The sequence below is a fragment of the Bradyrhizobium sp. USDA 3240 genome, assembly GCF_054063295.1.
The window spans coordinates 454,431-479,496 of sequence record NZ_JBSSGD010000002.1; the positions used below are offsets into that span (position 1 = coordinate 454,431).

General features: G+C 65.2%; 26 protein-coding genes and 1 tRNA gene. 10 read left to right on the top strand and 17 right to left on the bottom strand.

From position 1 onward, the window contains the following. Positions 1-5: 5 nt before the first annotated feature. The 3 genes from ACVIGA_RS02725 to ACVIGA_RS02735 all read right to left on the bottom strand — a co-directional run bounded on the left by ACVIGA_RS02725 (position 6) and on the right by ACVIGA_RS02735 (position 1,043). Complete coding sequence (locus ACVIGA_RS02725; RefSeq protein WP_456665197.1) at positions 6-380, bottom strand: hypothetical protein; 375 nt, start codon at positions 378-380, stop codon at positions 6-8. 240 nt (positions 381-620) lie between these two features. Beyond that, positions 621-705: transfer RNA gene (locus ACVIGA_RS02730), tRNA-Leu, on the bottom strand. A gap of 92 nt (positions 706-797) precedes the next feature. After that, positions 798-1,043 carry a FliM/FliN family flagellar motor switch protein gene (locus ACVIGA_RS02735; protein WP_021080574.1) on the bottom strand — a complete coding sequence of 82 codons (246 nt, stop codon included), beginning with the start codon at positions 1,041-1,043 and terminating at the stop codon, positions 798-800. 60 nt (positions 1,044-1,103) lie between these two features. Here ACVIGA_RS02735 and lipB point away from each other — a divergent pair, with 60 nt between their 5' ends. After that, a complete protein-coding gene (lipB, locus tag ACVIGA_RS02740; RefSeq protein ID WP_456665198.1) occupies positions 1,104-1,856 on the top strand; it encodes a lipoyl(octanoyl) transferase LipB in 753 nt (250 codons plus the stop codon). A 28-nt stretch (positions 1,857-1,884) separates the two neighbouring features. Beyond that, positions 1,885-2,274, top strand: coding sequence for a hypothetical protein (locus tag ACVIGA_RS02745; protein WP_456665199.1), 390 nt, complete (start codon positions 1,885-1,887; stop codon positions 2,272-2,274). 10 nt (positions 2,275-2,284) lie between these two features. On the opposite strand, the gene ACVIGA_RS02750 is transcribed toward ACVIGA_RS02745, so the two are convergent. Beyond that, entirely contained in the window at positions 2,285-2,710 is a 426-nt protein-coding gene (locus ACVIGA_RS02750) for a tautomerase family protein (protein ID WP_456665200.1), read from the bottom strand. A gap of 112 nt (positions 2,711-2,822) precedes the next feature. Between ACVIGA_RS02750 and ACVIGA_RS02755 the strand changes: the two genes are divergently transcribed. Further along, positions 2,823-3,680, top strand: coding sequence for a LysR family transcriptional regulator (locus ACVIGA_RS02755; RefSeq protein WP_456670724.1), 858 nt, complete (start codon positions 2,823-2,825; stop codon positions 3,678-3,680). 21 nt (positions 3,681-3,701) lie between these two features. Here ACVIGA_RS02755 and ACVIGA_RS02760 read toward each other — a convergent pair whose 3' ends face one another. The 4 genes from ACVIGA_RS02760 to ACVIGA_RS02775 are packed head-to-tail and all read right to left on the bottom strand — an operon-like array spanning position 3,702 to position 6,820. After that, a complete protein-coding gene (locus ACVIGA_RS02760; RefSeq protein WP_456665201.1) occupies positions 3,702-4,127 on the bottom strand; it encodes a hypothetical protein in 426 nt (141 codons plus the stop codon). Positions 4,128-4,137: 10 nt separating this feature from the next. After that, complete coding sequence (locus ACVIGA_RS02765) at positions 4,138-5,574, bottom strand: TIGR01777 family oxidoreductase (protein ID WP_456665202.1); 1,437 nt, start codon at positions 5,572-5,574, stop codon at positions 4,138-4,140. Then, the gene (locus tag ACVIGA_RS02770) at positions 5,571-6,236 is read right to left on the bottom strand and encodes a DUF4166 domain-containing protein (RefSeq protein ID WP_456665203.1); all 666 of its coding nucleotides are present in this window, start codon (positions 6,234-6,236) and stop codon (positions 5,571-5,573) included. Before ACVIGA_RS02770 ends, ACVIGA_RS02765 begins: the two co-directional genes overlap by 4 nt. 26 nt (positions 6,237-6,262) lie before the next feature. After that, positions 6,263-6,820 (bottom strand): GbsR/MarR family transcriptional regulator, encoded by a 558-nt coding sequence (locus tag ACVIGA_RS02775; RefSeq protein WP_420964468.1) that lies wholly within the window; start codon positions 6,818-6,820, stop codon positions 6,263-6,265. A 238-nt stretch (positions 6,821-7,058) separates the two neighbouring features. Here ACVIGA_RS02775 and ACVIGA_RS02780 point away from each other — a divergent pair, with 238 nt between their 5' ends. Further along, complete coding sequence (locus ACVIGA_RS02780) at positions 7,059-7,871, top strand: class I SAM-dependent methyltransferase (protein WP_456665204.1); 813 nt, start codon at positions 7,059-7,061, stop codon at positions 7,869-7,871. 7 nt (positions 7,872-7,878) lie between these two features. On the opposite strand, the gene ACVIGA_RS02785 is transcribed toward ACVIGA_RS02780, so the two are convergent. The 5 genes from ACVIGA_RS02785 to ACVIGA_RS02805 form a co-directional block, all read right to left on the bottom strand. Continuing rightward, on the bottom strand, positions 7,879-8,178 hold the full coding sequence (locus tag ACVIGA_RS02785; protein WP_456665205.1) for an acylphosphatase: 300 nt from the start codon (positions 8,176-8,178) through the stop codon (positions 7,879-7,881). Next, the gene (locus ACVIGA_RS02790; RefSeq protein ID WP_456665206.1) at positions 8,175-9,041 is read right to left on the bottom strand and encodes an isocitrate lyase/PEP mutase family protein; all 867 of its coding nucleotides are present in this window, start codon (positions 9,039-9,041) and stop codon (positions 8,175-8,177) included. Before ACVIGA_RS02790 ends, ACVIGA_RS02785 begins: the two co-directional genes overlap by 4 nt. 79 nt (positions 9,042-9,120) lie before the next feature. Further along, a complete protein-coding gene (locus tag ACVIGA_RS02795; protein WP_456665207.1) occupies positions 9,121-11,136 on the bottom strand; it encodes an acetyl-CoA carboxylase biotin carboxylase subunit in 2,016 nt (671 codons plus the stop codon). 167 nt (positions 11,137-11,303) lie between these two features. Beyond that, positions 11,304-11,510 (bottom strand): hypothetical protein, encoded by a 207-nt coding sequence (locus ACVIGA_RS02800; RefSeq protein ID WP_016840474.1) that lies wholly within the window; start codon positions 11,508-11,510, stop codon positions 11,304-11,306. Positions 11,511-11,563: 53 nt separating this feature from the next. Continuing rightward, entirely contained in the window at positions 11,564-11,695 is a 132-nt protein-coding gene (locus tag ACVIGA_RS02805; protein ID WP_263009971.1) for a hypothetical protein, read from the bottom strand. A gap of 159 nt (positions 11,696-11,854) precedes the next feature. Between ACVIGA_RS02805 and ACVIGA_RS02810 the strand changes: the two genes are divergently transcribed. Both ACVIGA_RS02810 and ACVIGA_RS02815 read left to right on the top strand, forming a co-directional pair. Beyond that, positions 11,855-12,652: a thermonuclease family protein gene (locus ACVIGA_RS02810; protein WP_456665208.1), complete on the top strand. Its 798-nt coding sequence runs from the start codon at positions 11,855-11,857 to the stop codon at positions 12,650-12,652. Positions 12,653-12,743: 91 nt separating this feature from the next. Beyond that, positions 12,744-15,212, top strand: coding sequence for a PAS domain-containing protein (locus ACVIGA_RS02815; protein WP_456665209.1), 2,469 nt, complete (start codon positions 12,744-12,746; stop codon positions 15,210-15,212). Between the two features lie 19 nt (positions 15,213-15,231). Here ACVIGA_RS02815 and ACVIGA_RS02820 read toward each other — a convergent pair whose 3' ends face one another. From ACVIGA_RS02820 to ACVIGA_RS02835, 4 genes are all read right to left on the bottom strand, one after another. After that, the gene (locus tag ACVIGA_RS02820; protein ID WP_456665210.1) at positions 15,232-15,480 is read right to left on the bottom strand and encodes a septal ring lytic transglycosylase RlpA family protein; all 249 of its coding nucleotides are present in this window, start codon (positions 15,478-15,480) and stop codon (positions 15,232-15,234) included. Positions 15,481-15,635: 155 nt separating this feature from the next. Continuing rightward, complete coding sequence (locus ACVIGA_RS02825; protein ID WP_456665211.1) at positions 15,636-18,347, bottom strand: bifunctional diguanylate cyclase/phosphodiesterase; 2,712 nt, start codon at positions 18,345-18,347, stop codon at positions 15,636-15,638. Between the two features lie 132 nt (positions 18,348-18,479). Next, positions 18,480-18,986, bottom strand: coding sequence for a hypothetical protein (locus ACVIGA_RS02830; RefSeq protein ID WP_223967434.1), 507 nt, complete (start codon positions 18,984-18,986; stop codon positions 18,480-18,482). Between the two features lie 148 nt (positions 18,987-19,134). After that, positions 19,135-19,629 (bottom strand): ArsI/CadI family heavy metal resistance metalloenzyme, encoded by a 495-nt coding sequence (locus tag ACVIGA_RS02835; RefSeq protein ID WP_456665212.1) that lies wholly within the window; start codon positions 19,627-19,629, stop codon positions 19,135-19,137. Between the two features lie 91 nt (positions 19,630-19,720). Between ACVIGA_RS02835 and ACVIGA_RS02840 the strand changes: the two genes are divergently transcribed. The 4 genes from ACVIGA_RS02840 (at position 19,721) to ACVIGA_RS02855 (ending at position 24,944) form a co-directional block, all read left to right on the top strand. Beyond that, complete coding sequence (locus tag ACVIGA_RS02840) at positions 19,721-19,948, top strand: hypothetical protein (RefSeq protein WP_097675156.1); 228 nt, start codon at positions 19,721-19,723, stop codon at positions 19,946-19,948. Between the two features lie 92 nt (positions 19,949-20,040). Then, positions 20,041-20,391, top strand: coding sequence for a hypothetical protein (locus tag ACVIGA_RS02845; protein WP_456665213.1), 351 nt, complete (start codon positions 20,041-20,043; stop codon positions 20,389-20,391). A gap of 112 nt (positions 20,392-20,503) precedes the next feature. Beyond that, positions 20,504-21,727 (top strand): efflux RND transporter periplasmic adaptor subunit, encoded by a 1,224-nt coding sequence (locus tag ACVIGA_RS02850; RefSeq protein WP_456665214.1) that lies wholly within the window; start codon positions 20,504-20,506, stop codon positions 21,725-21,727. Beyond that, entirely contained in the window at positions 21,720-24,944 is a 3,225-nt protein-coding gene (locus ACVIGA_RS02855; RefSeq protein WP_456665215.1) for an efflux RND transporter permease subunit, read from the top strand. The genes ACVIGA_RS02850 and ACVIGA_RS02855 overlap by 8 nt, the downstream gene beginning before the upstream one ends. Positions 24,945-25,066 lie beyond the last annotated feature (122 nt).

Here is a 25,066-nt window from a genome sequence, read left to right on the forward strand (position 1 = left end):
GCGATCTAGCTGACCACGATCTTGGCGACGCAGAGCAGGATCACCAGCGCCAGGAAGAAGATGTCGATATAGGATTTGATCTCGCCGGCATGCCTGAGCGCGGTGACGTCGGCGACGATCTGCTTGCGCGAAGCCACGGCATTCGGCCCCTCGCCGGCCGCAGCCGCCAGCCGCCGCGTCTCGCCTTCGAGGCGCTCGATTCGCTGGAAGAAATAGAACGAGCGCAGGCCGGAGAGCGCATGCATAGTTGCGTAGACCAGGACCAGGATCGCGACCGTCGCGCGCTGCTCGTATTTTTCCAGCAGGTTCAGCGTGAAATAGACCAGCCCCAGGAACACGAAGTTGGAGAGGATACGGTAGGCGTAGCTGGCAAAGATCATCAGTGGCTCCGGGTGGGGCTGGCTTGCGGCCGAGCGATCGGGAGAAGCGGCGGCCTCCGGTCGGCAGCGCCACGCCCACGAGGCCATACACCCGACGAAACTACCTGACCGGTGTTACAGGACCGCATCGACCGGCGCCTCGACGTCACCCGCCGGCGCTCGTCGGGCCTGACCGGCGGCGCGGGGCCGGTACGGCCAGTTCGTCGAAAAATCCAGCAATTTCAAGGATCAGCTGAGGTGTGGTGCGCTCGGAGGGACTCGAACCCCCACGGTGTTACCCACTGCCACCTCAAGGCAGCGCGTCTACCAATTCCGCCACGAGCGCTAGGGATGTCGGATGGAACCCTAAGGCGCCGCCGCATCGAGGGGGCCATGTAACAAATCATGCATGCAGGGACAAGGCGCTTGATGCATGAATTAGCTGCGAACCCCGGGAGATTTCGGCAGCATCTGCTTGACCTCGACCGCAATCCGGTTGCGGTCGACCAGGACGACGCCGCTGGCCACCGGCAGGTTGTTGGCGAGTATCTTGACCTCGTCGGCCTCGGTGGCATCCAGTTCGATGATGGCGCCGCGGGACAGCCGCATGACCTGGTGGATCGGCATGGTGGTCGTGCCGAGGACCACCATGAGATCGACGCTGACTTTATCGAGGGTGGGCACTTCTGAACCGCCGAACTGGAACTAAATTGTGGATTCACCTGACCACGTTAGGGTTAGCCAATGGTTAACGACCGCCAAAGCCTCGATTTGACGACCTTTGCGCGCCCTTCGGCCGGCGACGCGGTCGAATGGCGGATCTCGGACCGTCCGGTGCCCTACCCCGATTCTCTCGCCGCGATGGACACAAGGGTGGCCGCGATCGCCGAGGGCTCGGCGCCGGAACTGGTGTGGCTGCTCGAGCATCCGCCGCTCTACACCTCCGGCACCAGCGGCAAGGCCGATGACCTGCTCGACCCGCGGTTTCCGACCTTCCAGAGCGGCCGCGGCGGCCAGGTCACCTATCACGGCCCGGGCCAGCGCGTTGCCTATGTGATGCTGGACCTGAAGCGGCGCCGGCCGGATGTGCGCGCCTATGTCGCCTCGCTGGAGGAATGGATCATCCGCACACTGGCCGCCTTCAACGTCCGCGGCGAGCGCCGCGAGGACCGCGTCGGGGTCTGGGTGCGGCGCCCGGACAAGGGGCCGGGTCACGAGGACAAGATCGCCGCGATCGGCGTGCGGCTGCGCCGCTGGGTCTCGTTCCACGGCATCGCGATCAATGTCGAGCCCGACCTCTCCCACTTCCAGGCGATCGTGCCCTGCGGCGTGGTCGATCCGCGCTACGGCGTCACCTCGCTGGTCGATCTCGGACTACCGGTCACGATGGCGGATGTCGACATCGCGCTCCGGCAGGCATTTTCCGAGGTGTTCGGCGGCGTAGACGTCGACCTGTCGGAAGCATCTGCCCCACGCCACAGTGACGCTTCGGTTTAAGGCGCGCATCCAGGAGCCGAGCGATCGTATGTGGTTTGCAGGCACGGTCATCCTCGGAGCCCTTTGTGTGGCGGGCGCGGTCGTGACGCTTATGCGCGTGCGAGGAGAGGTCCGGTTCAAAACCTACGACGAAGTCAATGTCGTCCAGCAATTGATGGTCTGGTCTGCGCAAAAGCTTTCCGGCCGCGAGGGCCAACGCCTCGCAGCCAAGGCGTCGACGCTCAGCAGCGACCAGATCGTGGCCCTGCAATCGATCTCGAGGGATGATCTGGCCGCCCTTGCTCCCTTCATTGATGAATGGATCGTAGGTCATTTGCCTCCGCAGAACTTGCCGGCCGAATATGAGGACTTTCGACCGCGAACCCTGCTGGGATTCAAGCAGCGGCTACAGTCCAAGGGGCTGTGGCCGGAGCGATGAACCGATCGGCTCACGCCGCCTTCTGGGGCGCGACCTCGAGCTTGCCGGCGATGTAGCGGCGCTCCTGGGTCAGGCCGCCGAAGCCATAGGCATCGCCCTTCACCTCGTCGACATGGGCGTAGCTCTCGGTGTGGAGCGGGCCGAGCAATTCGCCCATCCGCTTGAACAGCGCCGCGAGATAGGCCGCCTTCTCGTCCTTGGTGTTGGTGCCTTCGGTGACGTGGACGTCGAGCCAGTAGCTCGCGAGCCCCTGCTCGGCGAGCGACTTGCCGCCGGCGAACCAGTCGGCGGCGTCGGCGGACTTCACGATGATTGCCGTGACCTTGGGGTCCTTGTGCAGAATCCCTGCGGTCAGCTCCGACACGGCCGCGGCGATGTCGGACTTCAGCGACGGCCTCTCGCGAGAGGTCGCATAGGTGACGGTGATGAGCGGCATGATCGGTCTCCTTGAATTCGGTTGGCGCGGGTCAATCGCGCCTCCTCTAGCTAGACCTTTGCGCATCATCATGGTATCTTATCTATATTGATAATAATGATAACGTTTGTTAATCATGACGACGCTCGATATCGACACCGTGCAGGCGTTCCTCCTCGTCGCCGAGCTGCAGGGCTTCACCCGTGCTGCCGAGGCGCTCGGCACCACGCAGGCGGCGATCAGCATGAAATTGCAGCGTCTGGAAACCGTGCTCGGCAAGCGGCTGGTCGAGCGTTCGCCGCGCGCGGTGCGGCTCACGGCCGATGGCGCGGCGTTCCTGCATCACGCCCGCGCACTGATTGAGGTGCATGACCGCGCACTTTCCGGCGAGAAGCCGGCGCGGCAGCAACTCACGCTCGGGATCAGCGATCACGCCGCTGGTCCGGAGCTCGTGCCGCTGCTGGAGCGCCTGCACGCAATGGCCTCCCAGCTTGCACTCGCCGTGACCATCGGCTTCTCGCGCGAGATGCTCGACGCCTACGATGCGGGCGAACTCGACGCCGTGATCGTACGCCAGGAAGGCAGCCGGCGTGGCGGCGAGAAACTGACTGAAGACGAATTCGGCTGGTTCGCCGCCAAGCGCTTCGTCTGGCCGCGCGGCGATGCGCTGCCGCTGGCAACGCTGGCGCCGCCTTGTGGGGTGCGTGCCCTCGCCGTCCGCTCGCTCGACAAGGCCGGCATCGCGTGGACCGAAGGCTTCGTCGGCGGCGGCGTCACCGCGGTGGTCGCAGCCGCGCTCGCTGGCCTTGCCGTCGCACCGCTCGTCCGCCGCATCGCGCCGCCTGGCCTGATCGACATCGGGCCCACGCACAAGCTGCCGCGGCTTGGTACCTCAAAGGTGATGCTGCATTCGAAGGTCAGCGATCCCGCGAAGCTCGCCGCATTACGGACGTTGGCAGCGACGTTCCGGAGTGTGGCGTCGGCGGCGTAGTGCGAGCATAGCTCAGCGGCATCACGAGGAATGCTCGGCGGCTTCCAGCTCTCTCACGACAAACCAGTAGGTCAGGCCCGCGGCAAATCCGGCAGCGGCGAACAGGCAGACAAATCCGGATGTCCAGACGGCCGGAGACCGCAGCAGCACCGTGATGCTCAATGCGCCGATCGCCGCACCTGCAACGGCGAAGAACCCCGCGGATCGGATTTCCAACTCCTTGCTCAGCCAGATCACGATCGCTGCGGGAATCGCGGTCAGCACACATGTGATGACGAGAACCAGGAATGTGGGAAGCAAAAGCGCGATGGCGCCTCCCAGCAGCCTCATGATGTCGCCGCCGGATGCGACCATCAAGAGGGTCTGGACAACGCCGGAGAGAACCGCAGTTGCGGCTCCGCATCCGGCGAGCCAACCTCCAAATGCACGACAACCGTCGTCAGACATGTCGCCCTCCTCACAAGATCGCATCGAACGCGCTGCGCAAGGTTTCGTGCCGGAACACAAAGCCGTTGCTGAGCGCCTTGTTCGGCAGCACGCGCTGGCCGCCAAGCAGGAGCTCGTTGGCGAAGTCGCCGCCGACTGCGCGAAGCAGCGCGGCCGGCACGCGGAAGATCGCGGGCCGATGCAGGCGCCGCCCCAGCTCCTCGGTGAACTTCGTATTGGTCACCGGGATCGGCGCCGTCGCGTTGATCGGGCCAGATAGTTCAGGTTTCGCGATCACATGCGCGATCAAGCGCACCAGATCGTCACGCTCGATCCATGACATCCACTGCTTGCCGGAGCCGAGCGGGCCGCCGAGACCGAATTCGAACGGCGTCAGCATCCGCGTGATGAAGCCGCCATCGGTGCCGACCACGAGACCGGTCCGCAAATACGCCACGCGTACGCCGTGATCGGCGGCTGGCTTCGCCGCATTCTCCCAGGCCTCGCACAGTTCGTGACTGAAGCAGGCATGGGATTTCGCAGACTCCGTCAGCACCTGGTCCTGCCAGAGCCCGTACCAGCCGATCGCAGACCCGCTCACCAGTACCGCCGGCTTGCGTTCGAGCCGCGCGATCAGCCTGATCACCTCGGCCGTCATGTCGACACGCGAGGCGACGATCTTGCGGCGCTTGGCTTCAGTCCATAGACCGTTACCGATCGGCTCGCCCGCGAGATTGACGATGGCGTCGATCTTGCTATCGGCAGGCAGCTGGTCGAGGCTCGTGATCAGCGTCACCGGCGGCGACAGCATCTCGGCCTTCGCCGGATTGCGGATCAGCGCAATCACCTGATGGCCTGATGCGGTGAGGCTTGCGGCCAGGCGGCTGCCGATGAAACCGGTCGCACCGGTGATGAGCACGGTCTGCGGCGCCGGCAATTTCTCGACCAGGGTGGCGGCCGGCCCGCTGACCATACGTCCCAGCCGCCTGGCAGCGGCGAAGTCGCGCGCACCGAACAGCGCGGCGCCGAAGGCCGCAGCCGTTGCGAACACGCTTAGTAGGCCCGCGGAGGCCGGCACCACAGCAGTCGGCAGCATCGCCCAGCCGATCAGGACTGGCACCAGCAGCACCAGAATGGCGCCGTAGTTGATCGCCAGCAGCGTATGATTGATCCGCTCGCTCGGCGGCAGCTTCCGGCTCAGATCCTCCTCGACGAAATCCATCAGCGTGATGACCACTTCGACGACCAGCACGGCCATGACGGCGAGCGCAAGAATGCCGTGCACCTCCAGCCAGCCGAGCACGAGGAATAGCAGCGCATAGAGCATGTTCCGCACGCTGTGCAGCTGCAGCTCATGGCGCTGCGAGGGACGCCAGGCCAGCCGCTCGGTGAATTCGTGGTGATAGAAGGTGTCGAAGGCGCCCATCGCGATCTGGATGGTGACCAAAGTCCACAGCAGCGGCGTCATGACGAGGCCTCCCTGAACACGGCGGACTGACGGATCAGCCGGCCGAAACGCGGGTGGATGATCTCCAGCGTGAAGCGGAAGTCGCCGCAGCCGAGGTCAGAGTGAGTCACGGTGAGATCGCCGGGCGTGAGCCATTCGGGCAGCGGCAGGTGAAACGGACCGAGTTGCAATGAGTAGCCGACGCTGTGAAACACCAGCGCCTCGTGCTCGACCGCGATTCGCAGCGCCATGCTGACGCCGAAGCCGACATACTCCTCGAGCCCGGTCGGCCCGGCAAAGCGCTTGGCGGAATGGATCACCTGCGGAAAGCCGTCGCGGCGCGCGCAGATGCGGGTCCAGACCTGGCCGCCGCTCGCGGCGTCCTCGGTGACCGTGACGATCATCGGCACGCCGCTCTCGGTGCCTGTCGGCAGCGGTCCGCCGATCAGACGCGCGGCTTGTGCCAGCCACCAGCCGGCGCGGCTGCTCGAGGCTTCCTCGACCTCGCCGACATAGACGACGGTGTTGCCGTCCTCGAACCGCTTCGAGAAACGCCGCCAGATTGCGACCGGCAGGCGGCCCCAATCTTCATCCGGCAGCAACGCGCGGAACCGATGGTCGTCGAACAGTTTCGTATCGGAAGCCGGCGCTGTCTTTAAGGTCGATATCCTTGCTGACGCCATCGCACACTCCCGTTACGCCGCCGCCCCTATTTGGCTCTGCCTGTCGGCAGGAAACTCACGATCTTCTCGCCGAGCCTGATCAGCGCGACCAGGCGCGGCCGCGGCACGTTCAGCATCTGCGTGTACCAGCGGTCGACCAGCTCGGTGAATGTCAGCATCTCCTTCAGCCGCTTGCTGGCGAGCGGGCTGATCGCGGGATCGTCGGCCGCGTCGGAGACGCAGGCGCGTAACGCCGCAAGCGCGGGATCGATCTCGCGCTCCTTGCGCCCGGCCGCGATCTTGGCCGCGACCTCCCAGATATCGGTCTCGGCCTCGAAATGGTCGCGACGGTCGCCGAGGATCGGCACCCGCCGGATCAACCCCCAGGACAGCAATTCCTTGATCGAGTTGGAGACGTTGGAGCGCGCCATGCCGAGCGTGTCCGCGATGTCTTCCGCAGTCATCGGCGCCTCGGCGAGGTAGAGCAGCCCGTGGATCTGGCTGACCGAACGGTTGACGCCCCATTGGTCGCCCATGTCGCCCCAATGCAGGATGAAGCGCTCGACGGCGGCGGGGAGTTTTTTCTTGGCGGTTATTTCTGTCATGACAGAAATATCAGATTGTTCGGAGCGAAAGTCAAGAGGCGCCGGGAGCCGCTCTTGAGCGACGGTGCGGCGGTCCGCCCGGTGATCGGCGTGACGAACGCGTCACTCCATCTCATCGCGGACGGCAGCCTTTTTCTTCGTAACCACCGAACCTTCGTCCACGCTGATCGGACACAAAACTCTAGGGCCGCGCTGTGGAAAGCCGGTTGCCGGCCCAGTTACGCGAGGAGCATCAACCATGACAGCGTCGGACAAGGAGTTCGTCGGTTCCATTCCCGAACTCTATGACCGGCTGCTCGTGCCGATGATTTTTGAACCCTACGCACGCGACCTGGCGCAACGCGCCAAGGCACTCGGCCCGCGCGACCTGCTTGAGACGGCCGCGGGCACCGGTGCCGTCACGCGTGCGCTGTGGTCGGCGCTCGGCCGCGACACGAGGATCGTGGCGACCGACCTGAATGAACCCATGCTCGAACGGGCGAAATCGCGGATGCCGGACGGGGCCGATATCAGGTGGCGGCAGGCCGACGCGCTCAACCTGCCGTTCGACAGTGCGAGCTTCGACGTCGTCGCCTGCCAGTTCGGCGCGATGTTCTTCCCCGATAAGCCCAAGGGCTATTCGGAGGCTCGGCGTGTCCTGAAGCCGGGCGGCCGTTTCCTGTTCAGCATGTGGGATCGCATCGAGGACAACGAATTTGCCGACGTGGTGACCCAGGCATTGGCAGAGGTCTTCCCGGCCGATCCGCCGCGATTCCTGGCGCGCACGCCTCATGGCCACTACGCGCCAGACCCGATCCGGGCCGATCTCTCGGCCGCGGGCTTCGGCAAGATCGAGATCGACACCGTCCCGCAGCAATGCCGTGCGAACGCGCCGCACGATCCGGCGATCGGATTTTGCCAGGGCTCACCGCTGCGCGGCGAGATCGAGGCGCGCGGCGGTATCGGCCTTGATGCTGCGACCGAGCATGCCGCAGCGGCGCTCGCGCGCCGCTTCGGCAACGGCGCGATCGAAGGCCGCATTCAGGCGCTGGTGATCACGGCTGTTGCGTGACCACGCGTCAGACCGTCGGCAGGACCGAGAACCGCTGCCCTGCCCGGCGCTGGTTCAAAAGATCGGAAGTGCCACTCCCGGCGTGCACGGCATCGACCCGTGCTGAGAACGGTCCGCGGCCGCACGCCGCGATCATGTCGGCGACGACGTTGTCGGCTCCGGCGAACACCGCCTCGACGCTGCCGTCGCGGCGGTTGCGGACCCAGCCTTCAAGGCCGCGCGCGTTCGCCTGCTCGTCCACCCAGGCACGATAGCCGACGCCCTGCACGCGGCCGCTGATCGTGACGTGGCGGATCACGCCGCTCATTTTTTCAGACCGAGGAACTCGCCGCTGCGCACCCTGCTCTCCGCCTCGCGCATCACCCGTCCGGTCAGTTCGGACGAGGCGATGCCTTTGAGGCTTTTCGGCGAAGCGCCTTCGCGCAGCGCCTTCAGCGTCTCGTAGACGGCCTGGGTTGCGGCCGCGAACGGCGCGTGGCCCTGCAGCGCAATTCTGACGCGCTGGCTTGCCAGATAATCCAGCGCGGTCATCTCTTCCGGCGCGCCGCCGAGCACGATCGGCAGTGTCGTCGCGGCCGAGAGCGCTTCAAGCTCCTCGCGCGACTTGATGCCGGTGAAGAACAGTCCATCGACGCCGACCGCCTCATAGGCTTTGGCACGCATGACCGCGTCATCGAGATCAGTGATCGAGACGGCACCGGTCCGGCCCAGGATGACGAGCGACGGATCGCTGCGGCCATCAAGCGCGGCCTTCATCTTCCCGACGCCTTCCTCGAGCGAGATCAGCTGCGCCTTGGCCTGACCGAACGCTTGCGGCAGCAACGTGTCCTCGATGGTGAGGCCGGCGGCACCGGCGGCTTCGACCTCCTGAACCGTGCGGCGAACGTTGAGGGCATTGCCGTAGCCGTGGTCGGCATCGACCAGCACAGGCAGGGTCGACGCGCGCGACATCCGGCGTACCTGCTCGGCGAATTCGGTCAGCGTGATCAGCGCAATATCGGGATCGCCGAGCACGGCGAGCGACGCCACCGAGCCGCCGAACATGCCGAGCTCGAAACCGAGATCTTCCGCGATCCGGATCGAGGTCGCGTCATAGACCGAGCCCGGGCGAATGCAGGTTGATCCGCTCAGAATCGATCGCAGTGCTTCGCGGCGCTTGCGGAAGGCCATGTCTCTGACTCCTTGTTCGTCCTTGCGAGAGCGCCGGCGACGACTGGTCCGCCGGAGCCTTCGCGAAGGCGGAGCTCTTTTATGCGAACTCCAGGATCAGCGCGTCGACCGCGAGCGTGGCGCCGGCGGCGGCGTGGATCTTCTTGACCGTGCCGTCGCGCTCGGCGCGCAGCACGTTCTGCATCTTCATGGCTTCCACCACCGCGAGCGTCTCGCCGGCCTTGACCTCCTGGCCCTCGGTCACCGCGATCGACACCACGAGCCCGGGCATCGGGCACAGCAACTTCTTGCCGGTGTCGGCGGCCGAAACCACAGGCATCAGCTGCGCCGAGGTCGCCTCGGTCTCGGTGAAGACATAGACCGGCACCTCAAAACCCTGATGCGCGAGGCGGAAGCCGTTGTTGATGGCGCGCACCTGCACGGCGACAAAATTGCCGTCGATGGTGCCCTGCCAGACCGGCTCGCCCGGCACCCAACTCGACACCAGATTGTGCGGATTGCCGGGCAGCCCATCGGTGCCGATGAAGCGCACCGCGATGGCGTCATCCTCGCGCGCGACGTCGAGCGCGATCTCGGCGCGATCGAGCCACACCGCGCGGCGGCGCTCGCGCAGCACCACGCGGCCGCCCATCTGGCCGGAAATCTGCCGCTTGCGCTCGCCGAGCACATGGTCGATCGCAGCGCCGACCGCAGCCAGCCGCCGCGCGATCTCGCCCTCCGGCGCGCGCGCCGAAAACCCCTTGGGGAATTCTTCCGCGATGAATCCGGTCGAGAGCCGGCCCTCACGCCAGCGCGGATGGTTCATCAACGCCGACAGGAACGGAATGTTGTGCCTGATGCCGTCGACATAGAAAGCGTCGAGCGCGGTCGCCTGCGCCTCGATCGCGGCGGCGCGCGACGGCGCATGGGTGACGAGCTTGGCGATCATCGGATCGTAATGGATCGATATCTCGCCGCCCTCCTGCACGCCGGTGTCGTTGCGAATCGTGATGCCGTCATGGCTGGCCTCGGCCGGCGGACGGTATTTCACCAGGCGGCCGATCGACGGCAGGAAGTTGCGGAACGGATCCTCGGCATAGACGCGGGACTCGACCGCCCAGCCGGTCAGCGTGACGTCCTTTTGCGCGAGCGCAAGCTTCTCGCCGGCGGCGACGCGGATCATCTGCTCGACAAGGTCGATGCCGGTAATCAGCTCGGTGACGGGATGCTCGACCTGCAGGCGGGTGTTCATCTCCAGGAAGTAGAAGCTCTTGTCCTGGCCGGCGACGAATTCCACGGTGCCGGCCGAATCGTAGTTCACCGCCTTGGCCAGCGCGACCGCCTGCTCGCCCATCTTGCGGCGGGTCTGCTCGTCGAGCAGCGGCGACGGCGCTTCCTCGATGACCTTCTGGTTGCGGCGCTGGATCGAGCACTCGCGCTCGCCGAGATAGATCACGTTGCCATGCTTGTCGCCGAGGATCTGTATCTCGATGTGCCTGGGATCGACGATGAATTTCTCGACGAAGACGCGGTCGTCGCCGAACGAAGATTTGGCTTCCGCCTTGGCGAGGTTGAAGCCTTCGGCGACCTCGCCCTTCGAATGCGCGATGCGCATGCCCTTGCCGCCGCCGCCGGCGGAGGCCTTGATCATCACGGGGTAGCCGATCTCGTCGGCGATCTGGACGGCGTGCTTGGCGTCCTCGATGACGCCGAGATGGCCGGGCACGGTCGAGACCTTGGCCTTGGCCGCGGCCTTCTTGGATTCGATCTTGTCGCCCATCGCGGCGATGGCGCCGGGGTTCGGGCCGATGAAGACGATGCCGGCGGCTTCCAGCGCGCGCGGAAACGCCTCGCGCTCGGACAGGAAGCCATAGCCGGGATGCACCGCCTGCGCGCCGGTCTTGCGACAGGCGTCGACGATCTTGTCGACCAAAAGATAGCTCTCGGCCGCGGCCGGCGGGCCGATCAACACGGCGTCGTCGGCCATCTCGACATGCAGCGCGTCGCGGTCGGCCTCGGAGTAGACGGCAACCGTCTCAATCCCCATACGGCGCGCAGTCTTGATGACCCGGCAGGCGATCTCGCCGCGGTTGGCGATCAGGATTCGTTTGAACATGCTCTTCTTGCTTGGGCTTTGGGCAGGATTCCTCCCCCGCGCAATCCGGCACGGGCGATTGGGCGTAACCGCTCCGTGGTACAGCAAAATGCCCCGGAGGCAAATGCAGACCCGGCCCCGGCGTGGCCAATCCTTGCCCAGTCCTTGGCGGTAGCCTGAGGGGTGTTTCAGCCCGAATAGGTCTTGAAGCGGCCGCGCGAATGCGCCTTCGCGACGGCCTTCATCAGCTCGCTGACCTCATTCTCCAGGAATTCATTGGCCACGATCAGCGCCCGGATGGTCGCACGCAAATTGCCGCCGCAGGCGGAAATCGCCTGATCGACAGCCGCTTCCAGCCCGTCATCGTCATCAGATTCGGGCCGTGCAGACATCATGGGGCATCCGGGATTCAGGTGGCACATCATGTTCCTATTTTGTTCTCATGAAGTCAATCGGATCTTTGCTCGGAAGCTGTTTCCTGAGGCGCCGTTGGTCTCTTCCGCCGCCAGCGCGCGAGGCATTGCAGGGTCCAGATGTCGGTGATGACATCGGCAATGAGGTTGATGATGAACTCGGCCATATCAGCATCCTTATCGATGGCAGTGTCCGGCCGTTCTACGTCGCGGAATGCCGATCGGGATCTGACGGCGCGCACGCATCTCGTGCGAACAGGCCTTGGTTGGATCGTACCTGCGTGTGCTAGAAGTTCGGCTGCCCGCCAAAAATCTGAAGTGAGAAAATGCGGTTTCGCAATCCGGTCATCACGACACTTCTCCTGACATGCCTGTCCGCGAGCGCTGTCCTGTCTGCAACGGCTGCCCTGTCTGCGACCGCTGGCCCCTCGGCCACGGCGATCGTCAAGGACGCCGGCACGGTTCAGCTCGGCAACACGGTCTATCGGCTCGACGGCATCGACGCGCCGGCGGCCGACCAGCTCTGCATCGACGAGCACGCCGACGTCTGGACCTGCGGGATTGAAGCGCGCGACCAGCTCACAAAGCTGATCGGCGGCAAGCCGATTCATTGCGACGATATCGGCGTCGATCCGACCTTCAAGAAGCGCCGCCTCGGCGTCTGCAAGCTCGAGGGTGACCCGACCAGCCTCAGCCAGGTGATGGTGCAGAAGGGCTACGCCCTCAACGTCGAGACATCGGCCACTGGCCGATTCAAGCCGGATCAAGCCACCGCCAAGGACGGTCGTGCGGGACTATGGAAGGGCTGCTTCGTGGCGCCGCGCGATTTTCGTCTCGGCAAGAAGGACGGCGCCCTGCTTGGCAACGCCTGCCCGGCCGACCGTGACACGCAGATCCGCAATGCGCTCTTCCCGGACGACCTGCCGATGCCGGCATGCTGCAACATCAAGGGCAAGTATGCCGTACGCGCCCGCGTCACCGGCAATGTCGGCATCTATCATTTGCAGGCGTGCCGCAGCTATCCGGGCCTCGGCAATCCGGATCGCTGGTTCTGCTCCGAGGAGGACGCGCAGGCCGCCGGGTTCCGCAGGGCCTATAATTGCCGCCCGCCCAAAGGCAAATGAAAGGCAAGTGACGGGCGAGTGATCGCCGCAAATCACGCTGGAAAAGCCGCCTCGTCCTGTGTGAAACTGCGCCGAGAGGTTGCCGGCGCGTATGACCCCACCCGATCCCGCTGATGTGCTTCCCGAAGCTGCGGCAGCCGAACGGCTGCGGCAGCACCTTGAGGAGATCGCGCGCGAACGCGACCGCGCCCATCGCGAGCTTCAGGAGCGCGAGGCCGAGCTGGCACGGATCCAGCGCATCGCCCGGGTCGGCGGGCTCGAGATCGATTTCCGCGACGGCGTGCGCAACCGCCGCTCCCCCGAATATCTACTGGTGCATGGCCTGCCTCCTGAGGAGGTCAACGAGACCTACGAGAACTGGGTCGCGCGCATCCACCCCGACGATCGCGAACGAACCATCAGCCACCTGTTCGGCGTGCTCAAGGCCGGCGGCGAGGATTACACCGCCGAGTACCGCATCATCCGCCCGAACGACGGCGAGAGCCGCTGGATCCGGGTCGTCGCCAAGATCGACCGCGATCGCAACGGCCGTGCGCTGCGGCTGGTCGGTGCCGATCTCGACGTCACCGATCAGATGCTGGCGCAGGAAACCCTGCGCGAGAGCGAGGAACGCTTCCGCCTGATCGCCGACAGCGCGCCGGTGCCGATCTGGGTGACCAAGCTCGACCGCACCCGCTCGTTCGCCAACCAGGCCTATCTCGATTTCCTCGGCCTGCCGTTCGAGGAAGCGGTCGTGTTCGACTGGCGCAAGGCGCTGCATCCGGACGATCTGCCGAACATCCTGCAGGAGCAGATCACCGGCGAATTGTCGCTCAAGCCGTTCGTGCTCGAGGCACGCTATCGGAACGCCGCGGGCGATTGGCGCTGGCTGCGCTCGGAATCGCAACCGCGCTGGGACCCGAACGGCAAGCATATCGGCTTCATCGGCGTCGCCCACGACATCACAGCGGCCAAGGAAGCCGAGATCGAGCTGCGCAAGCTCAACGAGTCGCTGGAGCGGCGCATCCTGGAGCGCACCGCGCAGCTCGAATCCCGTGAAGCGCAGACCCGCGCGATCCTGGAAACCAGCCATCAATACCAGATGCTGCTCAACCGCGATGGCGGCCTGCTCTACAGCAACCAGACCGCGCTGGCCGGCATCCGCGCCGAGGCGGCGGATGTCGTCGGCAAGCCGTTCTGGGATACGCCATGGTTCACTGCGACCGACGGCATGCCGCGCGTGATCCGGAATGCCTTTGCGACCGCGATGCGCGGCGAGGACGTCAAGATCGAGCTGCAATTGCAGCTCCCGATCGGCGAGCGCTATTTCGATTTCGCGATGCGCCCGTTGCAGGACCAGCACGGCACCATCGTCGGCGCGGTGCCGGAGGCCGTCGACATCACAGAACGGCGTCGCGGCGAGGAAGCCCTGCGACAGTCACAGAAGATGGAAGCGGTCGGCCAGCTCACCGGCGGCGTCGCGCACGACTTCAACAATCTGCTCACCATCATCCGCTCCGCGACCGACTTCCTGCGCCGCCGCGATCTGCCGGACGAGCGGCGACGCCGCTATATCGACGCGATCTCCGAGACCGTGGAGCGTGCCTCCAAACTCACCGCGCAGCTCCTGGCATTTGCGCGCCGGCAACCGCTCAATCCGGAAGTGTTCAATGTCGGAACGCAGGTCGATAGCGTGGTGCAGCTGATCCGCCCGCTGGCCGGCGCGCGGATTCACATCGAGGTCAGGATCGAGGACCCCGACTGCTTTGCGATCGCCGACATCGGCCAGTTCGAGACCGCGATGATCAACCTTGCGGTCAATGGCCGCGATGCCATGAACGGCGAAGGCCAGCTGACGATCGGCGTCAGGAAGGTCAAGCACATCCCTGCCCTGCGCGCTCAGGCCTCGCGCAGCGGCGATTTCGTGACGGTCTCGATCCAGGATACCGGCACCGGCATCTCGCCGGAAAATCTCGATGCGATCTTCGAGCCGTTCTTCACCACCAAGGAGGTCGGCAAGGGAACCGGCCTCGGACTGAGCCAGGCCTTCGGCTTCGTCAAGCAATCCGACGGCGATATCGAGGTGACCTCTACGCCGGGGCAAGGCGCGACCTTCACCATCTATCTACCGCAGGCGATGCGCCCGGCGGACGCCAAGGTCGCGGCCAGTGCCGGCATCGAGCAGGCATCGATCGGCCGCGGCTATCGCGTCCTCGTGGTCGAGGACAACGACGATGTCGGCCAGTTCTCCACGGAGCTGCTCGAGGATCTCGGCTATTCGGTCAAGCGCGCGGCGAACGCCAACGCGGCGCTGTCGATCCTCTCCGAGAACGAGTTCGCCGCGGACCTCGTGTTCTCCGACGTGATCATGCCCGGCATGAATGGCGTCGAGCTCGCCGGCGTGATCCGCGATCGCTTTCCCGGCCTGCCGGTGGTGCTGACCAGCGGCTACAGCAACGTGCTCGCCGAAAACGCGCATAGCGGCTTCGAGCTGATCCAGAAACCCTATTCGGTCGAGGCGCTGTCGCGCACGCTCCGCAAGGCGATTGCGGAGCAGCGGGCGACCGCCTCAAAACCCTGATCCCGCTGCCCGCCGTTCGCTACTCGATCTCCACGTGCGCGACGCCGAGCTGAAGGATGCCGAGCGCGCGGGCCGCCGTGGTCGAGACATCGATGATCCGCCCGCGAATGAACGGCCCACGGTCGTTGACCCGGCACCGGATCGATTTCCCGCGGTAGGACACCGTGACCATGCTGCCGAACGGCCGCTTGCGATGCGCGCAGGTGATCTCGCCACTCCTGCCGATGCCATGATAATAGGACGCAAGGCCACTCTCTGCGTTCGCCATGCATGAGGTAAACAACAGCATGGCCGCGGACGTTATTGCGGTCTTCATTGATTGCCTGCCGGTCGAGCCCCGCAATGGAACGCGGTTCCACGGTTTCGGTTCCGCGCCCGACAGGTCGGCAGGTCGATTTTTCGGAACTTTTCAGCGAGAGCCGCTCAGGCGGCGTCCTCGGCGCTGTCGGCCGCGAGCAGCCTCCGGAGGTCCTGCGCCGGAACCGGCTTGCTGAACAGATAGCCCTGCATCTGCGTGCAGCCGAGCATCTGCACGGTATCGCGCTGCTGATCGGTCTCGACGCCTTCGGCTGTCGTGATCATGTTGCGGTCGGCGGCGATCGAGACCACCGCGCGGATGATCGAGGCCGAGCCGCTGTTGCGGGTCACTTCCTTGACGAAGCTGCGGTCGATCTTGATCTTGTCGAACGGGAAGCGCTGCAGATATTGCAGCGACGAGTAGCCGGTGCCGAAATCGTCGAGCGCGATGTGGACGCCGAGCGCGCGGAGCTGGCCGAGCGTGACCAGTGCCGCATCGTCGTCGGCGATCAGCACCGCCTCGGTGATCTCGAGCTCGAGCCTGCGCGGGTCGAGCCCGCTCTCGGCAAGTGCGCTCGCGACCTTCAGCGCCAGCGTCTCCGACTTGAACTGGATCGGCGAGACGTTGACCGCCAGGCGCACATGCGCCGGCCAGGCCGCTGCCTCGATGCAGGCGGTGCGCAACACCCACTGGCCGATCTCCTCGATCAGCCCGGTCTCCTCGGCGACCGGGATGAACTCCGCAGGCGAGATCATGCCGCGCACCGGATGGCGCCAGCGCAGCAACGCCTCGCAGCCGGTCACCTCGTCGCTGCGCAAGTCGACCAGCGGCTGATAGTGCAGTTCGAAGCGATCCTCCGCCAACGCAGTTCGCAGATCGGCCTCCAGCGCGCGGCGCAGATTGGCCTGCTTCTCCATCGCCGGATCGAAGAAGCGGTAGGTCCTGCGCCCGGCGGCCTTGGCCGCGTACATGGCGAGGTCGGCGCATTTGAGCAGGCCGAACAGGTCGGAGCCGTGGCGCGGGGCGATCGCAATGCCGATGCTGGCGTCGCTCGACAGCCAATGACCGTGGCAGTCGAACGGCGTGCGCAGCGACTGATAGACACGCGCGACCAGATCGCTGACGTCGTCGTCCGAGATGATGTCATGCTGGACGATCGCGAACTCGTCGCCACCGAGGCGCGCGATGAAGTCGTTCGATCCGACCGACTGGCGCAGCTTTTCGGCGACGCGCCTCAGGAATTCATCGCCGATCGGATGACCCAGCGTGTCGTTGATCCGCTTGAACTCGTCGATATCGATGTAATGGATCGCGAACTCGCGGACGATAGCCTCGCGCAACAGTTCTTCCGCGTGACGCTGGAACAGCGTCCGGTTCGGCAGATTGGTCAAGGCATCGTAATGCGCGAGATACTCGATCTGCGCCTGCGCACGCCGCCCGTCGGTGACGTCCTCGAGCGTGGTGGCCCAGCCGCCGTCAGGTGCGCGCTTGTAGATCAGGCGGATGCTGCGGCCGTCGGGCGTCATGATCACCGAGTCGCGGATTTCGTCACCCCTGGGATTGGTGAACCGCGCACAGTATTCATCGACATCGCCGACGAATGAACCGAGCGCCTGTCGATGCAGGATCAGGTCGCGCAGATCGCAGCCGGGCTTGGCGACGTCGGGCGACAGGCCGAACATGTCGAGGTATCGTTGGTTGCAGATCACGAGCCGCGCCGAGGCATCGAACAGCAGAAGCCCCTGGGTCATGGTGTTGATCGCGGTGTCGAGATGCTGACTTTTTTCGGACAGCCGGCGGTTTGCCGCGTCGTGCTGCCGCTGCAGCTGGCGGACGATCAGGAAGACCGCGAAGCTGATGACCAATACCGCCAACACGGCCGCGCAGAATTGCAGCTTGGTCTGGGCGCGCCAGTCCTCGAGCGCGCTCGATGTCTTCGTGGTGGCGAGGATCAGGATCGGAAAATGCGACAGCGATCTGACCGCACCGACGTTCTCCTCACCAGAAGCGCCAACGAACCGTCCCGACGTGTTGCCGCCAAAGCTGATGACCTTTTGGAATACCGGCAGGTTGATGATGTTGCGGCCGATCACTTCGGCATCCTGCGGATAGCGCGCGATGATGGTGCCGTCGCGGTGAATCATCGAAATCACGGTGTCGCCGCTCAGCGCCAGCGAAGCGAGGAAATCCTCGAAATGGCTGGGCTCGACGCCGCGGCTTGCAAAGCCGATGATCTCGCCGTTGCGGCCGGTAATCTTGCGCGCAAAGATCGTGGTCCAGTTGCCGGTCACCTTGCTCATCGCGGGCTCGACGATCACCGGCGACGTCGGCCGTCCCGAGGTGAACTCCTGAAAATAGCGCCGTTCGGCAATGCTGATGTCGGGCACCGGCCACATCTCGGACGAGTTGATCAGCCATCCCTTGGCATTGAACAGATTGAGCCCGCCGACATGCGGCAGCGCGGCCAGCCGCGTGCGCAGCATCTCGTGGGCGCTCAGCAGCGACATGTTCTTTTCGAACTGATCGGCGGTCTCGACCTGCTCCGACCGCAGATAGTTCACGATGTCGTCGTGGACATGCTGGAGGTCGCTGAGCTGCTGGTCGAAATGCCGCGACAGCAGCAGCGCGGTGTTGTTGAGCTCGCGTTCGGACATCTCCAGCGCGCGCTCGCGAAACTGCAGCGCGAGATAGCCGGTGCCGAGCGTGATGGCGAGCACCAGCAGCGCGGCACTAAGGACGAGCCACTGAATGGCGCCCATCCTGGTGGCGCGCAACACACCCTTGATCGACAGCCGCCGGTGCTCCGGCTTCACGCTGTTCGTTGACACAACCGACATTTTCCTGCCCCTGCGGGTGCCCTTCTAAGGGAACACAACCCAAGGGCTCGTTAGGAAAGTCAGTTATCGGACTGTTAAGGTGGATGAGTAGCTGAGCGCGATCGGCACGGGAATCTTCAGGGCGCGACCGCCTCAGGCCTCCTTCAGGCTGCACTCGATCAACGCGCCCTCAATGCTGAACTTCGAGAATGGCGAGAACGGCGTCGCGGCCTTGAGCGCGGCGAAGAATTGCGAGTCGCCCGGACTCTTGAGGAGAAACCGGATGTGGCTGGCCGCCAGCGCATCACGCGACAGCCAGACGACGCCGGAGAACAGCGCCACGAGCATCTGCGCGTAATCGCCGATATCGGCGAGCCCGAGATCGTAAATCGGAGACACATTGACGAAACGCGCGCTCAGCGCCGGCGACGTGTATCGGCTCATCAGGAGACGCCTGACCTGGCAGACTGCGTGGACCCGTTCGCCGTCCGTCAGGTGATACAGCCCCTGACTGTCACCTTCCCTGGCGGTCAGCGCTTCAAAGGCTCCGATGCCGCCAAAGGTGGCAAAATCCTCTCCGACGCCTTCAGCGTCCTTCTTCCATTGTGCCTTGATGAGACGCCAGGACCGCTCAGGATCCTTGATTGGCAAAAGCCGCATGATTAAGGGGCTGTTAGCACGGAGGGGAGTCGTCGCTGAGATAATATGTCGCAGGCATTAAGCATTTGCTTACAGCGGTAGCCGGCTGCGCCGACGCGACGGCTGCCCTGGCCGTGTCTCGGCGCAAGCCTCTGCGATCGCCTCGAGCTTAGGATCCGCAGCAGGCCGAAGCCTCGGGCGGCGCGGCCTCGGGCTGCGGCGTACAACAGGCGCTCTGCTTGGCGTCCTGCTTCTCGTGCGCGACGCGCGCGGTCCGCTCGCCGCTGCCGTCGCCATAGATGATGCTCTCACCCATCGTATGGAAGGTCTCCCACGCAATCCCCGCGGGATCATCGATCCACGACTTCTCGGACCTGGCATAGCAGCACACGGTCTGGCCCTGCTCGATCACCTCGCCGCCCGCCTGGCGCAGCCGGCCATAGACCTCGCCGAGTTCCTCGGCGCTCTCCACCTGAATGCCGAGATGATCGAGCCCCGGCTCGCGGCCACGGGTCGAGATCGCAAAGTTGACGCGGGGATCGTCGAGCATCCATTTGGCATAGTCGGATTTCACGACCGTCGGTTCGGCGCCGAACAACGCCGAGTAGAAGCCGACCGATTGTTGGATATCCTTGACGGCGACGTGAACATGCATGCGCTTCATGGGGCAGTCCCTTCGGGCGGTGGCGCCGGATGGATATTCCAACCCAAGCATGCTCAGATATCAACGGCGTTACAACAGGGTCCTGCTGCGGATGGATGCGCTCACGCTGTTCGGTTTGTTTGCCGTGACCATGATGCTCGTCTGCTACGCAGCCGAGGATCGCAGCCCGTGGTTCATCCTGGCCTTCGCGGTCTCCTGTGCGCTCGGCTCGGCCTACGGCTTCCTGCAGGGCGCTTGGCCGTTCGGCCTTGTCGAAGCGATCTGGGCCGTCGTCGCCGCGCGCCGCTGGCTGATGCGCCGAACCGCTGAAAGCGTGTAAAGTTATAGTATCCACGGCTAATCTGTCGCGGACTTGAACTTGAATGCGCGCGGTCGCGGCGCTAATTAGAGCCCATGGACGCTTCACGCACCATGATTCAGCCTTCCACTCATGCAACAGGATCGCGCCGCTGGCGCAGCCTGCTTGCGGGGCTGATTTCGCTTGCGCTGGTGCTGTCGTTCTTCCACGGCTGGGCCTTCGACGGCGATGACGATGCAGCCCCGAGCTTCTCGATCGCACAGTCGATCAACGACACCGGCGGCAAGGCTCCGGCGCATCCGGCCTCACTGCACGGCGATCACTGTCTGACGCACGTCGCCTCCGTGGCGCCGCAGGAGACGGCATTCCCGATCGCTTATGCGTCGCATAGCTATGGCGCCAGCAGCATCGGGCTGCCGGCGTCGGCCGATCGCCTCTCCCCCTTCAAACCACCCCGCGCCTGATCCGGTCGGCATGACCGGCCGTGCGCCGCTGCCATCCGGTAGCGCGCACGCTTCCGCACAGATCGAGTCGCGACAGCGCAGGGCCATCGTCATGCGCTGCGGAGAGGCGCATATGAAACGGGTTGTTCTATTTTTCGCCGGCGTGGCTGCCGGCATTGCACTGATCATGCTGGCGGCCGGATGGATCGGTTGGCCGGTCAAGTTCCCGGCCACGACGCAGGAGTCTGCGGTCACCGGCGTACCGAAGGTTGAGGCCACGCATGAGCCTCCCGGACATATCGAGCTGAGCGAAGACCAGATTCGTGAATCCGGCATCACGCTCGCACCGGCCAGCGGCGGCACGCTGAAGCGGCATTTCCTCGCGCCCGGATCGCTGATCCCCGACGCCGACCACATTGGCCGCGTCTCCGTGCGTGTGCTCGGGACTGTTACGGAACTGCGCAAGCGTCTCGGCGACGTGGTCGAGAAAGGCGAGATCGTCGCGGCGATCGAAAGCCGTGAGGTGGCCGATGCCAAGAGCGAATACCTCGCCGCGCGGCTCACCAACGACCTGCAGCAGACCCTCTACGCGCGACAGAAGACGCTGGTCGAGACCCGCATCGTCTCGGAAAACGAGTTCCTGCGCACGCGGCTGACCGCGAACGACGCCCAGATCAAGCTCGACGGCGCGCGGCAGAAGCTGTTTGCGCTGGGCCTGTCGGAAAGCGAGATCGCAGATCTGCCCAACCAGCCGCCGGAAAGCCTGCGGACGCAGTTCCTGCGCGCACCGATCAGCGGCCGGGTGTCCGAACGGCGGGTCGATCTCGGCGGACTGATCGGGCGCGAAGGCCAGGAGAGCGAGCTCTACGTCATCGTCAATCTCGATGACATCTGGGTCGATCTGGCGGTGTCGCCTGAAGACATCGGCGCGGTCCGCGAAGGCGTTTCGGTCAAGATCCGCGCCATCGGCACCGAGGATGAAGCCAATGCCGGCGTGATCTTCGTCAGCCCCCTGCTCGACCGCGAGACCCGCAACGCCCGCGTGATCGCGACCATGCCCAACAATGAGCACCGCTGGAAGCCGGGCACCTTCGTCACCGCGGAGGTCCCGCTGTCAGGCGCGCCGTCCACTGTGATGGTCTCGAAGAAGGCCATTCAAACCATCAAGGGGACACCGACTGTATTCGTGCGCGATGCCGACGGCTTCGAGGCGAGGTCGGTGCGGACCGGTCGCGAGGACGACGACGACATCGAAATCACCGCGGGTCTTGCCGCCGGCGAGACCATCGCGGTGCAGAACACCTTCACGTTGAAGGCCGAGGTCGAGAAGGACGAAGCGGAGCACGGCCATGATTGAGCGCATCATCGGTCTGGCGATCCAGCGGCGCTGGGTCGTCGTCACGCTGGCGGCGGTCCTGATGTTCCTCGGCGGCCTCGCGTTGACCTGGCTGCCGATCGACGCAGTGCCCGACATCACCAACAAGCAGGTCCAGATCAACACCGTCGCCCCGGCGCTGTCTCCGGCGGAAATCGAGAAGCAGATCACCTTCCCGATCGAGACGGCGCTGGCGGGCGCGCCGGGGCTGGAGAGCACGCGGTCGCTCTCGCGTAACGGCTTCTCGCAGATCACGGCGGTGTTCAGCGAAGCCACCGACATCTATTTCGCCCGCCAGCAGGTCGGCGAGCGTCTGACCGAGGTTCGCGCGCGCCTGCCGCAAGGCATCGAGCCGCGGATTGGCCCGACCACGACGGGTCTTGGCGAAATCTACATGTGGACCGTCCACTACTCCGGTCAGAAGGTGCAGACCAACGGCGCGCCGGGCCTGCAGAGCGACGGCCGCTTCCTGACGGCGGACGGCCAGGTGCTGCAAAGCGAGGTCGAGAAAGACGCCTATCTGCGCACGGTGCAGGACTGGATCATCAAGCCGCAGATCAAGATGGTGTCGGGTGTCGCCGGCGTCGATTCGATCGGCGGCTATCTCAAGCAGTACCAGGTCCAGCCCGATGCGGCGAAGCTGATCGCGCTCGGCCTCACCTTCGCCGACGTCGCCAAGGCGATCGAGAGCAACAATGTCAGCCGCGGCGCGCGCTATATCGAGCGCAACGGCGAAGGATTCGTGGTCCGATCCGGCGGCCGCCTCGAGAAGATCGAGGAGCTCGGCGCCGTCGTCGTCACCACCCGCGGCGGCGTCCCGGTCCGGATCCGCGACCTCGCCTCGCTCTCGATCGGCGGCGAGACGCGCACCGGCAGCGCCAGCGAGAACGGCCGCGAGGTCGTGGTCGGCACCGCACTGATGCTGATCGGCGCCAACAGCCGCACGGTATCGGCCGCGGTCGACGCCAAGCTGCGCGCGATCACGCCATCCTTGCCGGCAGGCGTCGCAGTCGAGACGGTGCTCGATCGCACCCAGCTGGTCGATGCGACCATCGGCACCGTGGCGCGCAACCTCAGCGAAGGCGCGCTGCTGGTGGTCGCGGTGCTGTTCGTGCTGCTCGGCAATTTCCGCGCGGCATTGATCACGGCACTGGTGATCCCGATCGCCATGCTGATGACGGCGATCGGCATGTTTCAGGGCCGCATCAGCGCCAATCTGATGAGCCTTGGTGCGCTGGATTTCGGCCTGATCGTCGACGGCGCCGTCATCATCACCGAGAACAGCCTGCGTCATCTTGCCGAGAAGCAGCACGCGCTCGGCCGCGTGCTGACGCGCGACGAACGGCTGGCGACGGTGCGGGCGTCCGCCGTGGAGATGGTGCAGCCGAGCCTCTACGGCCAGGCCATCATCCTGCTGGTCTATGTGCCGCTCCTCACCTTCACCGGCGTCGAAGGCAAGATGTTCGAGCCGATGGCACTGACCGTGATCCTCGCGCTTGCCGCCGCCTTCGTGCTGTCGTTGACGCTGGTTCCGGCGCTGATCGCGATCGGCATCACCGGCCGCGTCCAGGAGAAGGAGAACTGGCTCGTTGCCACGTTAAAGCGCTGGTACAGCCCGCTGCTGCGGCGCGCGGTTGCAACGCCCCTGCCCGTCATCGCCGTGGCGGTCGTGCTGTTCGCGACCGCCCTGTTCGGGTTCTTCCGGCTCGGCCAGGAGTTCATCCCCTCGCTCGACGAGCAAAACATCGCCATGCACGCGCTCAGGATTCCAAGCACGGCGCTGTCGCAGTCGCAGGCGATGCAGCTGTCGGTCGAGAAGGCGGTCAGCCGCTTCCCGCAGGTGTCGTTCGTCTTCTCCAAGACCGGCACCGCGGAGGTGGCGAGCGATCCGATGCCGCCGAACGCGTCCGACACCTTCATCATCCTGAAGCCGCGCGCAGAGTGGCCGGATCCGTCGTTGACCAAGGAGCAGCTGATCGAGGAGATCTCGAAGGCGGTCGGCCGGCTGCCCGGCAACGTCTATGAATTCACCCAGCCGATCCAGATGCGCTTCAACGAACTGCTCGCCGGCGTTCGCGGCGACATCGCGGTCAAGGTGTTCGGCGACGAGTTCGAGCCGATGCAGAAGGCCGCCAACCAGATCGCCACTGCGCTGCGCGGCGTGCGCGGTGCGACCGACGTCAAGGTCGAGCAGGCCGGCGGCCTGCCCGTGCTGGAGATCAAGGTCGACAAGGCGGCGATCGCCCGGCGTGGCCTCAGCGTCTCCGAGGTCCAGGACGTGATCGGTGCGGCGGTCGGCGGCCAGGATGCCGGCGTGGTCTACGAGGGTGATCGCAGCTTCGACATCGTGGTGCGACTGCCGGAGAGCGTGCGCTCCGATCTCGAGGCGTTGAGCAATCTGCCGGTCGCCTTGCCGAAGGCAACGCCGAGTTCACCGGTGCAGAGCCTGCCGCTCAACCGCGTCGCGCAGTTCTCCTTCACCGAGGGACCGAACCAGATCAGCCGCGAGAACGGCAAGCGCCGCATCGTGGTGACGGCAAACGTCCGCGGCCGCGATCTCGGCTCGGTGGTCGAGGAAGCCCAGGCAAAGGTCGCACAATCGGGCCAGCTGCCGCCCGGCTACTGGATGACCTGGGGCGGCCAATCGGAAAATCTCGCCGCGGCGCGCCAGCGCCTTGCCGTCGTGGTGCCGGCCTGCTTTGCGATGATCTTCCTGTTGCTGCTGGCGGCGATGGGCTCCGCGCGCGATGCGCTGCTGGTGTTCAGCGCGGTGCCGCTGGCGCTGACCGGCGGCATCGCCGCGCTGTGGCTGCGCGGCATGCCGTTCTCGATCTCGGCGGCGGTCGGCTTCATCGCGCTGTCGGGTGTTGCGGTGCTGAACGGGCTCGTGATGCTGAGCTTCGTCAGGCAATTGCGCGAGCGCGGCGTGCCGTTGCGGGAGGCCATCGAGCAAGGCGCCCTCACCCGCTTCCGGCCCGTGGTGATGACCGCGCTGGTGGCCTCGCTCGGTTTCGTGCCGATGGCGTTCGCCACCGGCACCGGCGCCGAGGTGCAAAAGCCGCTCGCCACCGTCGTGATCGGCGGCCTGATCAGCGCGACCCTGCTCACGCTCGCCGTCCTGCCCGCGCTCTATGCACGGTACGGGCATGCCGGCAGCGCTGCGCGCAATGAAAGAACCGCGGTTCAGCCCGCGGAATGATGGCTGGCTGGCTGACCGGCCGTCGCCAAGAAAAATCCGGCAGTTACAGCGCCCGGCGGGCGCTGTAACATTTCTGTCATTTGGCAAAACTAAACGAAAGCTGCGGCGGGCTGCCGCGGGGC

What these genes read in the sequence shown, in the direction of transcription:
- ACVIGA_RS02725 (WP_456665197.1), bottom strand. Translation starts at nt 380, where the DNA reads ATGATCTTTGCCAGCTACGCCTACCGTATCCTCTCCAACTTCGTGTTC.
- lipB (WP_456665198.1), top strand. Translation starts at nt 1,104, where the DNA reads ATGGTTAACGACCGCCAAAGCCTCGATTTGACGACCTTTGCGCGCCCT.
- ACVIGA_RS02745 (WP_456665199.1), top strand. Translation starts at nt 1,885, where the DNA reads ATGTGGTTTGCAGGCACGGTCATCCTCGGAGCCCTTTGTGTGGCGGGC.
- ACVIGA_RS02750 (WP_456665200.1), bottom strand. Translation starts at nt 2,710, where the DNA reads ATGCCGCTCATCACCGTCACCTATGCGACCTCTCGCGAGAGGCCGTCG.
- ACVIGA_RS02760 (WP_456665201.1), bottom strand. Translation starts at nt 4,127, where the DNA reads ATGTCTGACGACGGTTGTCGTGCATTTGGAGGTTGGCTCGCCGGATGC.
- ACVIGA_RS02765 (WP_456665202.1), bottom strand. Translation starts at nt 5,574, where the DNA reads ATGACGCCGCTGCTGTGGACTTTGGTCACCATCCAGATCGCGATGGGC.
- ACVIGA_RS02770 (WP_456665203.1), bottom strand. Translation starts at nt 6,236, where the DNA reads ATGGCGTCAGCAAGGATATCGACCTTAAAGACAGCGCCGGCTTCCGAT.
- ACVIGA_RS02775 (WP_420964468.1), bottom strand. Translation starts at nt 6,820, where the DNA reads ATGACAGAAATAACCGCCAAGAAAAAACTCCCCGCCGCCGTCGAGCGC.
- ACVIGA_RS02780 (WP_456665204.1), top strand. Translation starts at nt 7,059, where the DNA reads ATGACAGCGTCGGACAAGGAGTTCGTCGGTTCCATTCCCGAACTCTAT.
- ACVIGA_RS02785 (WP_456665205.1), bottom strand. Translation starts at nt 8,178, where the DNA reads ATGAGCGGCGTGATCCGCCACGTCACGATCAGCGGCCGCGTGCAGGGC.
- ACVIGA_RS02790 (WP_456665206.1), bottom strand. Translation starts at nt 9,041, where the DNA reads ATGGCCTTCCGCAAGCGCCGCGAAGCACTGCGATCGATTCTGAGCGGA.
- ACVIGA_RS02795 (WP_456665207.1), bottom strand. Translation starts at nt 11,136, where the DNA reads ATGTTCAAACGAATCCTGATCGCCAACCGCGGCGAGATCGCCTGCCGG.
- ACVIGA_RS02800 (WP_016840474.1), bottom strand. Translation starts at nt 11,510, where the DNA reads ATGATGTCTGCACGGCCCGAATCTGATGACGATGACGGGCTGGAAGCG.
- ACVIGA_RS02805 (WP_263009971.1), bottom strand. Translation starts at nt 11,695, where the DNA reads ATGGCCGAGTTCATCATCAACCTCATTGCCGATGTCATCACCGACATC.
- ACVIGA_RS02810 (WP_456665208.1), top strand. Translation starts at nt 11,855, where the DNA reads ATGCGGTTTCGCAATCCGGTCATCACGACACTTCTCCTGACATGCCTG.
- ACVIGA_RS02815 (WP_456665209.1), top strand. Translation starts at nt 12,744, where the DNA reads ATGACCCCACCCGATCCCGCTGATGTGCTTCCCGAAGCTGCGGCAGCC.
- ACVIGA_RS02820 (WP_456665210.1), bottom strand. Translation starts at nt 15,480, where the DNA reads ATGGCGAACGCAGAGAGTGGCCTTGCGTCCTATTATCATGGCATCGGC.
- ACVIGA_RS02825 (WP_456665211.1), bottom strand. Translation starts at nt 18,347, where the DNA reads ATGTCGGTTGTGTCAACGAACAGCGTGAAGCCGGAGCACCGGCGGCTG.
- ACVIGA_RS02830 (WP_223967434.1), bottom strand. Translation starts at nt 18,986, where the DNA reads ATGCGGCTTTTGCCAATCAAGGATCCTGAGCGGTCCTGGCGTCTCATC.
- ACVIGA_RS02835 (WP_456665212.1), bottom strand. Translation starts at nt 19,629, where the DNA reads ATGAAGCGCATGCATGTTCACGTCGCCGTCAAGGATATCCAACAATCG.
- ACVIGA_RS02840 (WP_097675156.1), top strand. Translation starts at nt 19,721, where the DNA reads ATGGATGCGCTCACGCTGTTCGGTTTGTTTGCCGTGACCATGATGCTC.
- ACVIGA_RS02845 (WP_456665213.1), top strand. Translation starts at nt 20,041, where the DNA reads ATGATTCAGCCTTCCACTCATGCAACAGGATCGCGCCGCTGGCGCAGC.
- ACVIGA_RS02850 (WP_456665214.1), top strand. Translation starts at nt 20,504, where the DNA reads ATGAAACGGGTTGTTCTATTTTTCGCCGGCGTGGCTGCCGGCATTGCA.
- ACVIGA_RS02855 (WP_456665215.1), top strand. Translation starts at nt 21,720, where the DNA reads ATGATTGAGCGCATCATCGGTCTGGCGATCCAGCGGCGCTGGGTCGTC.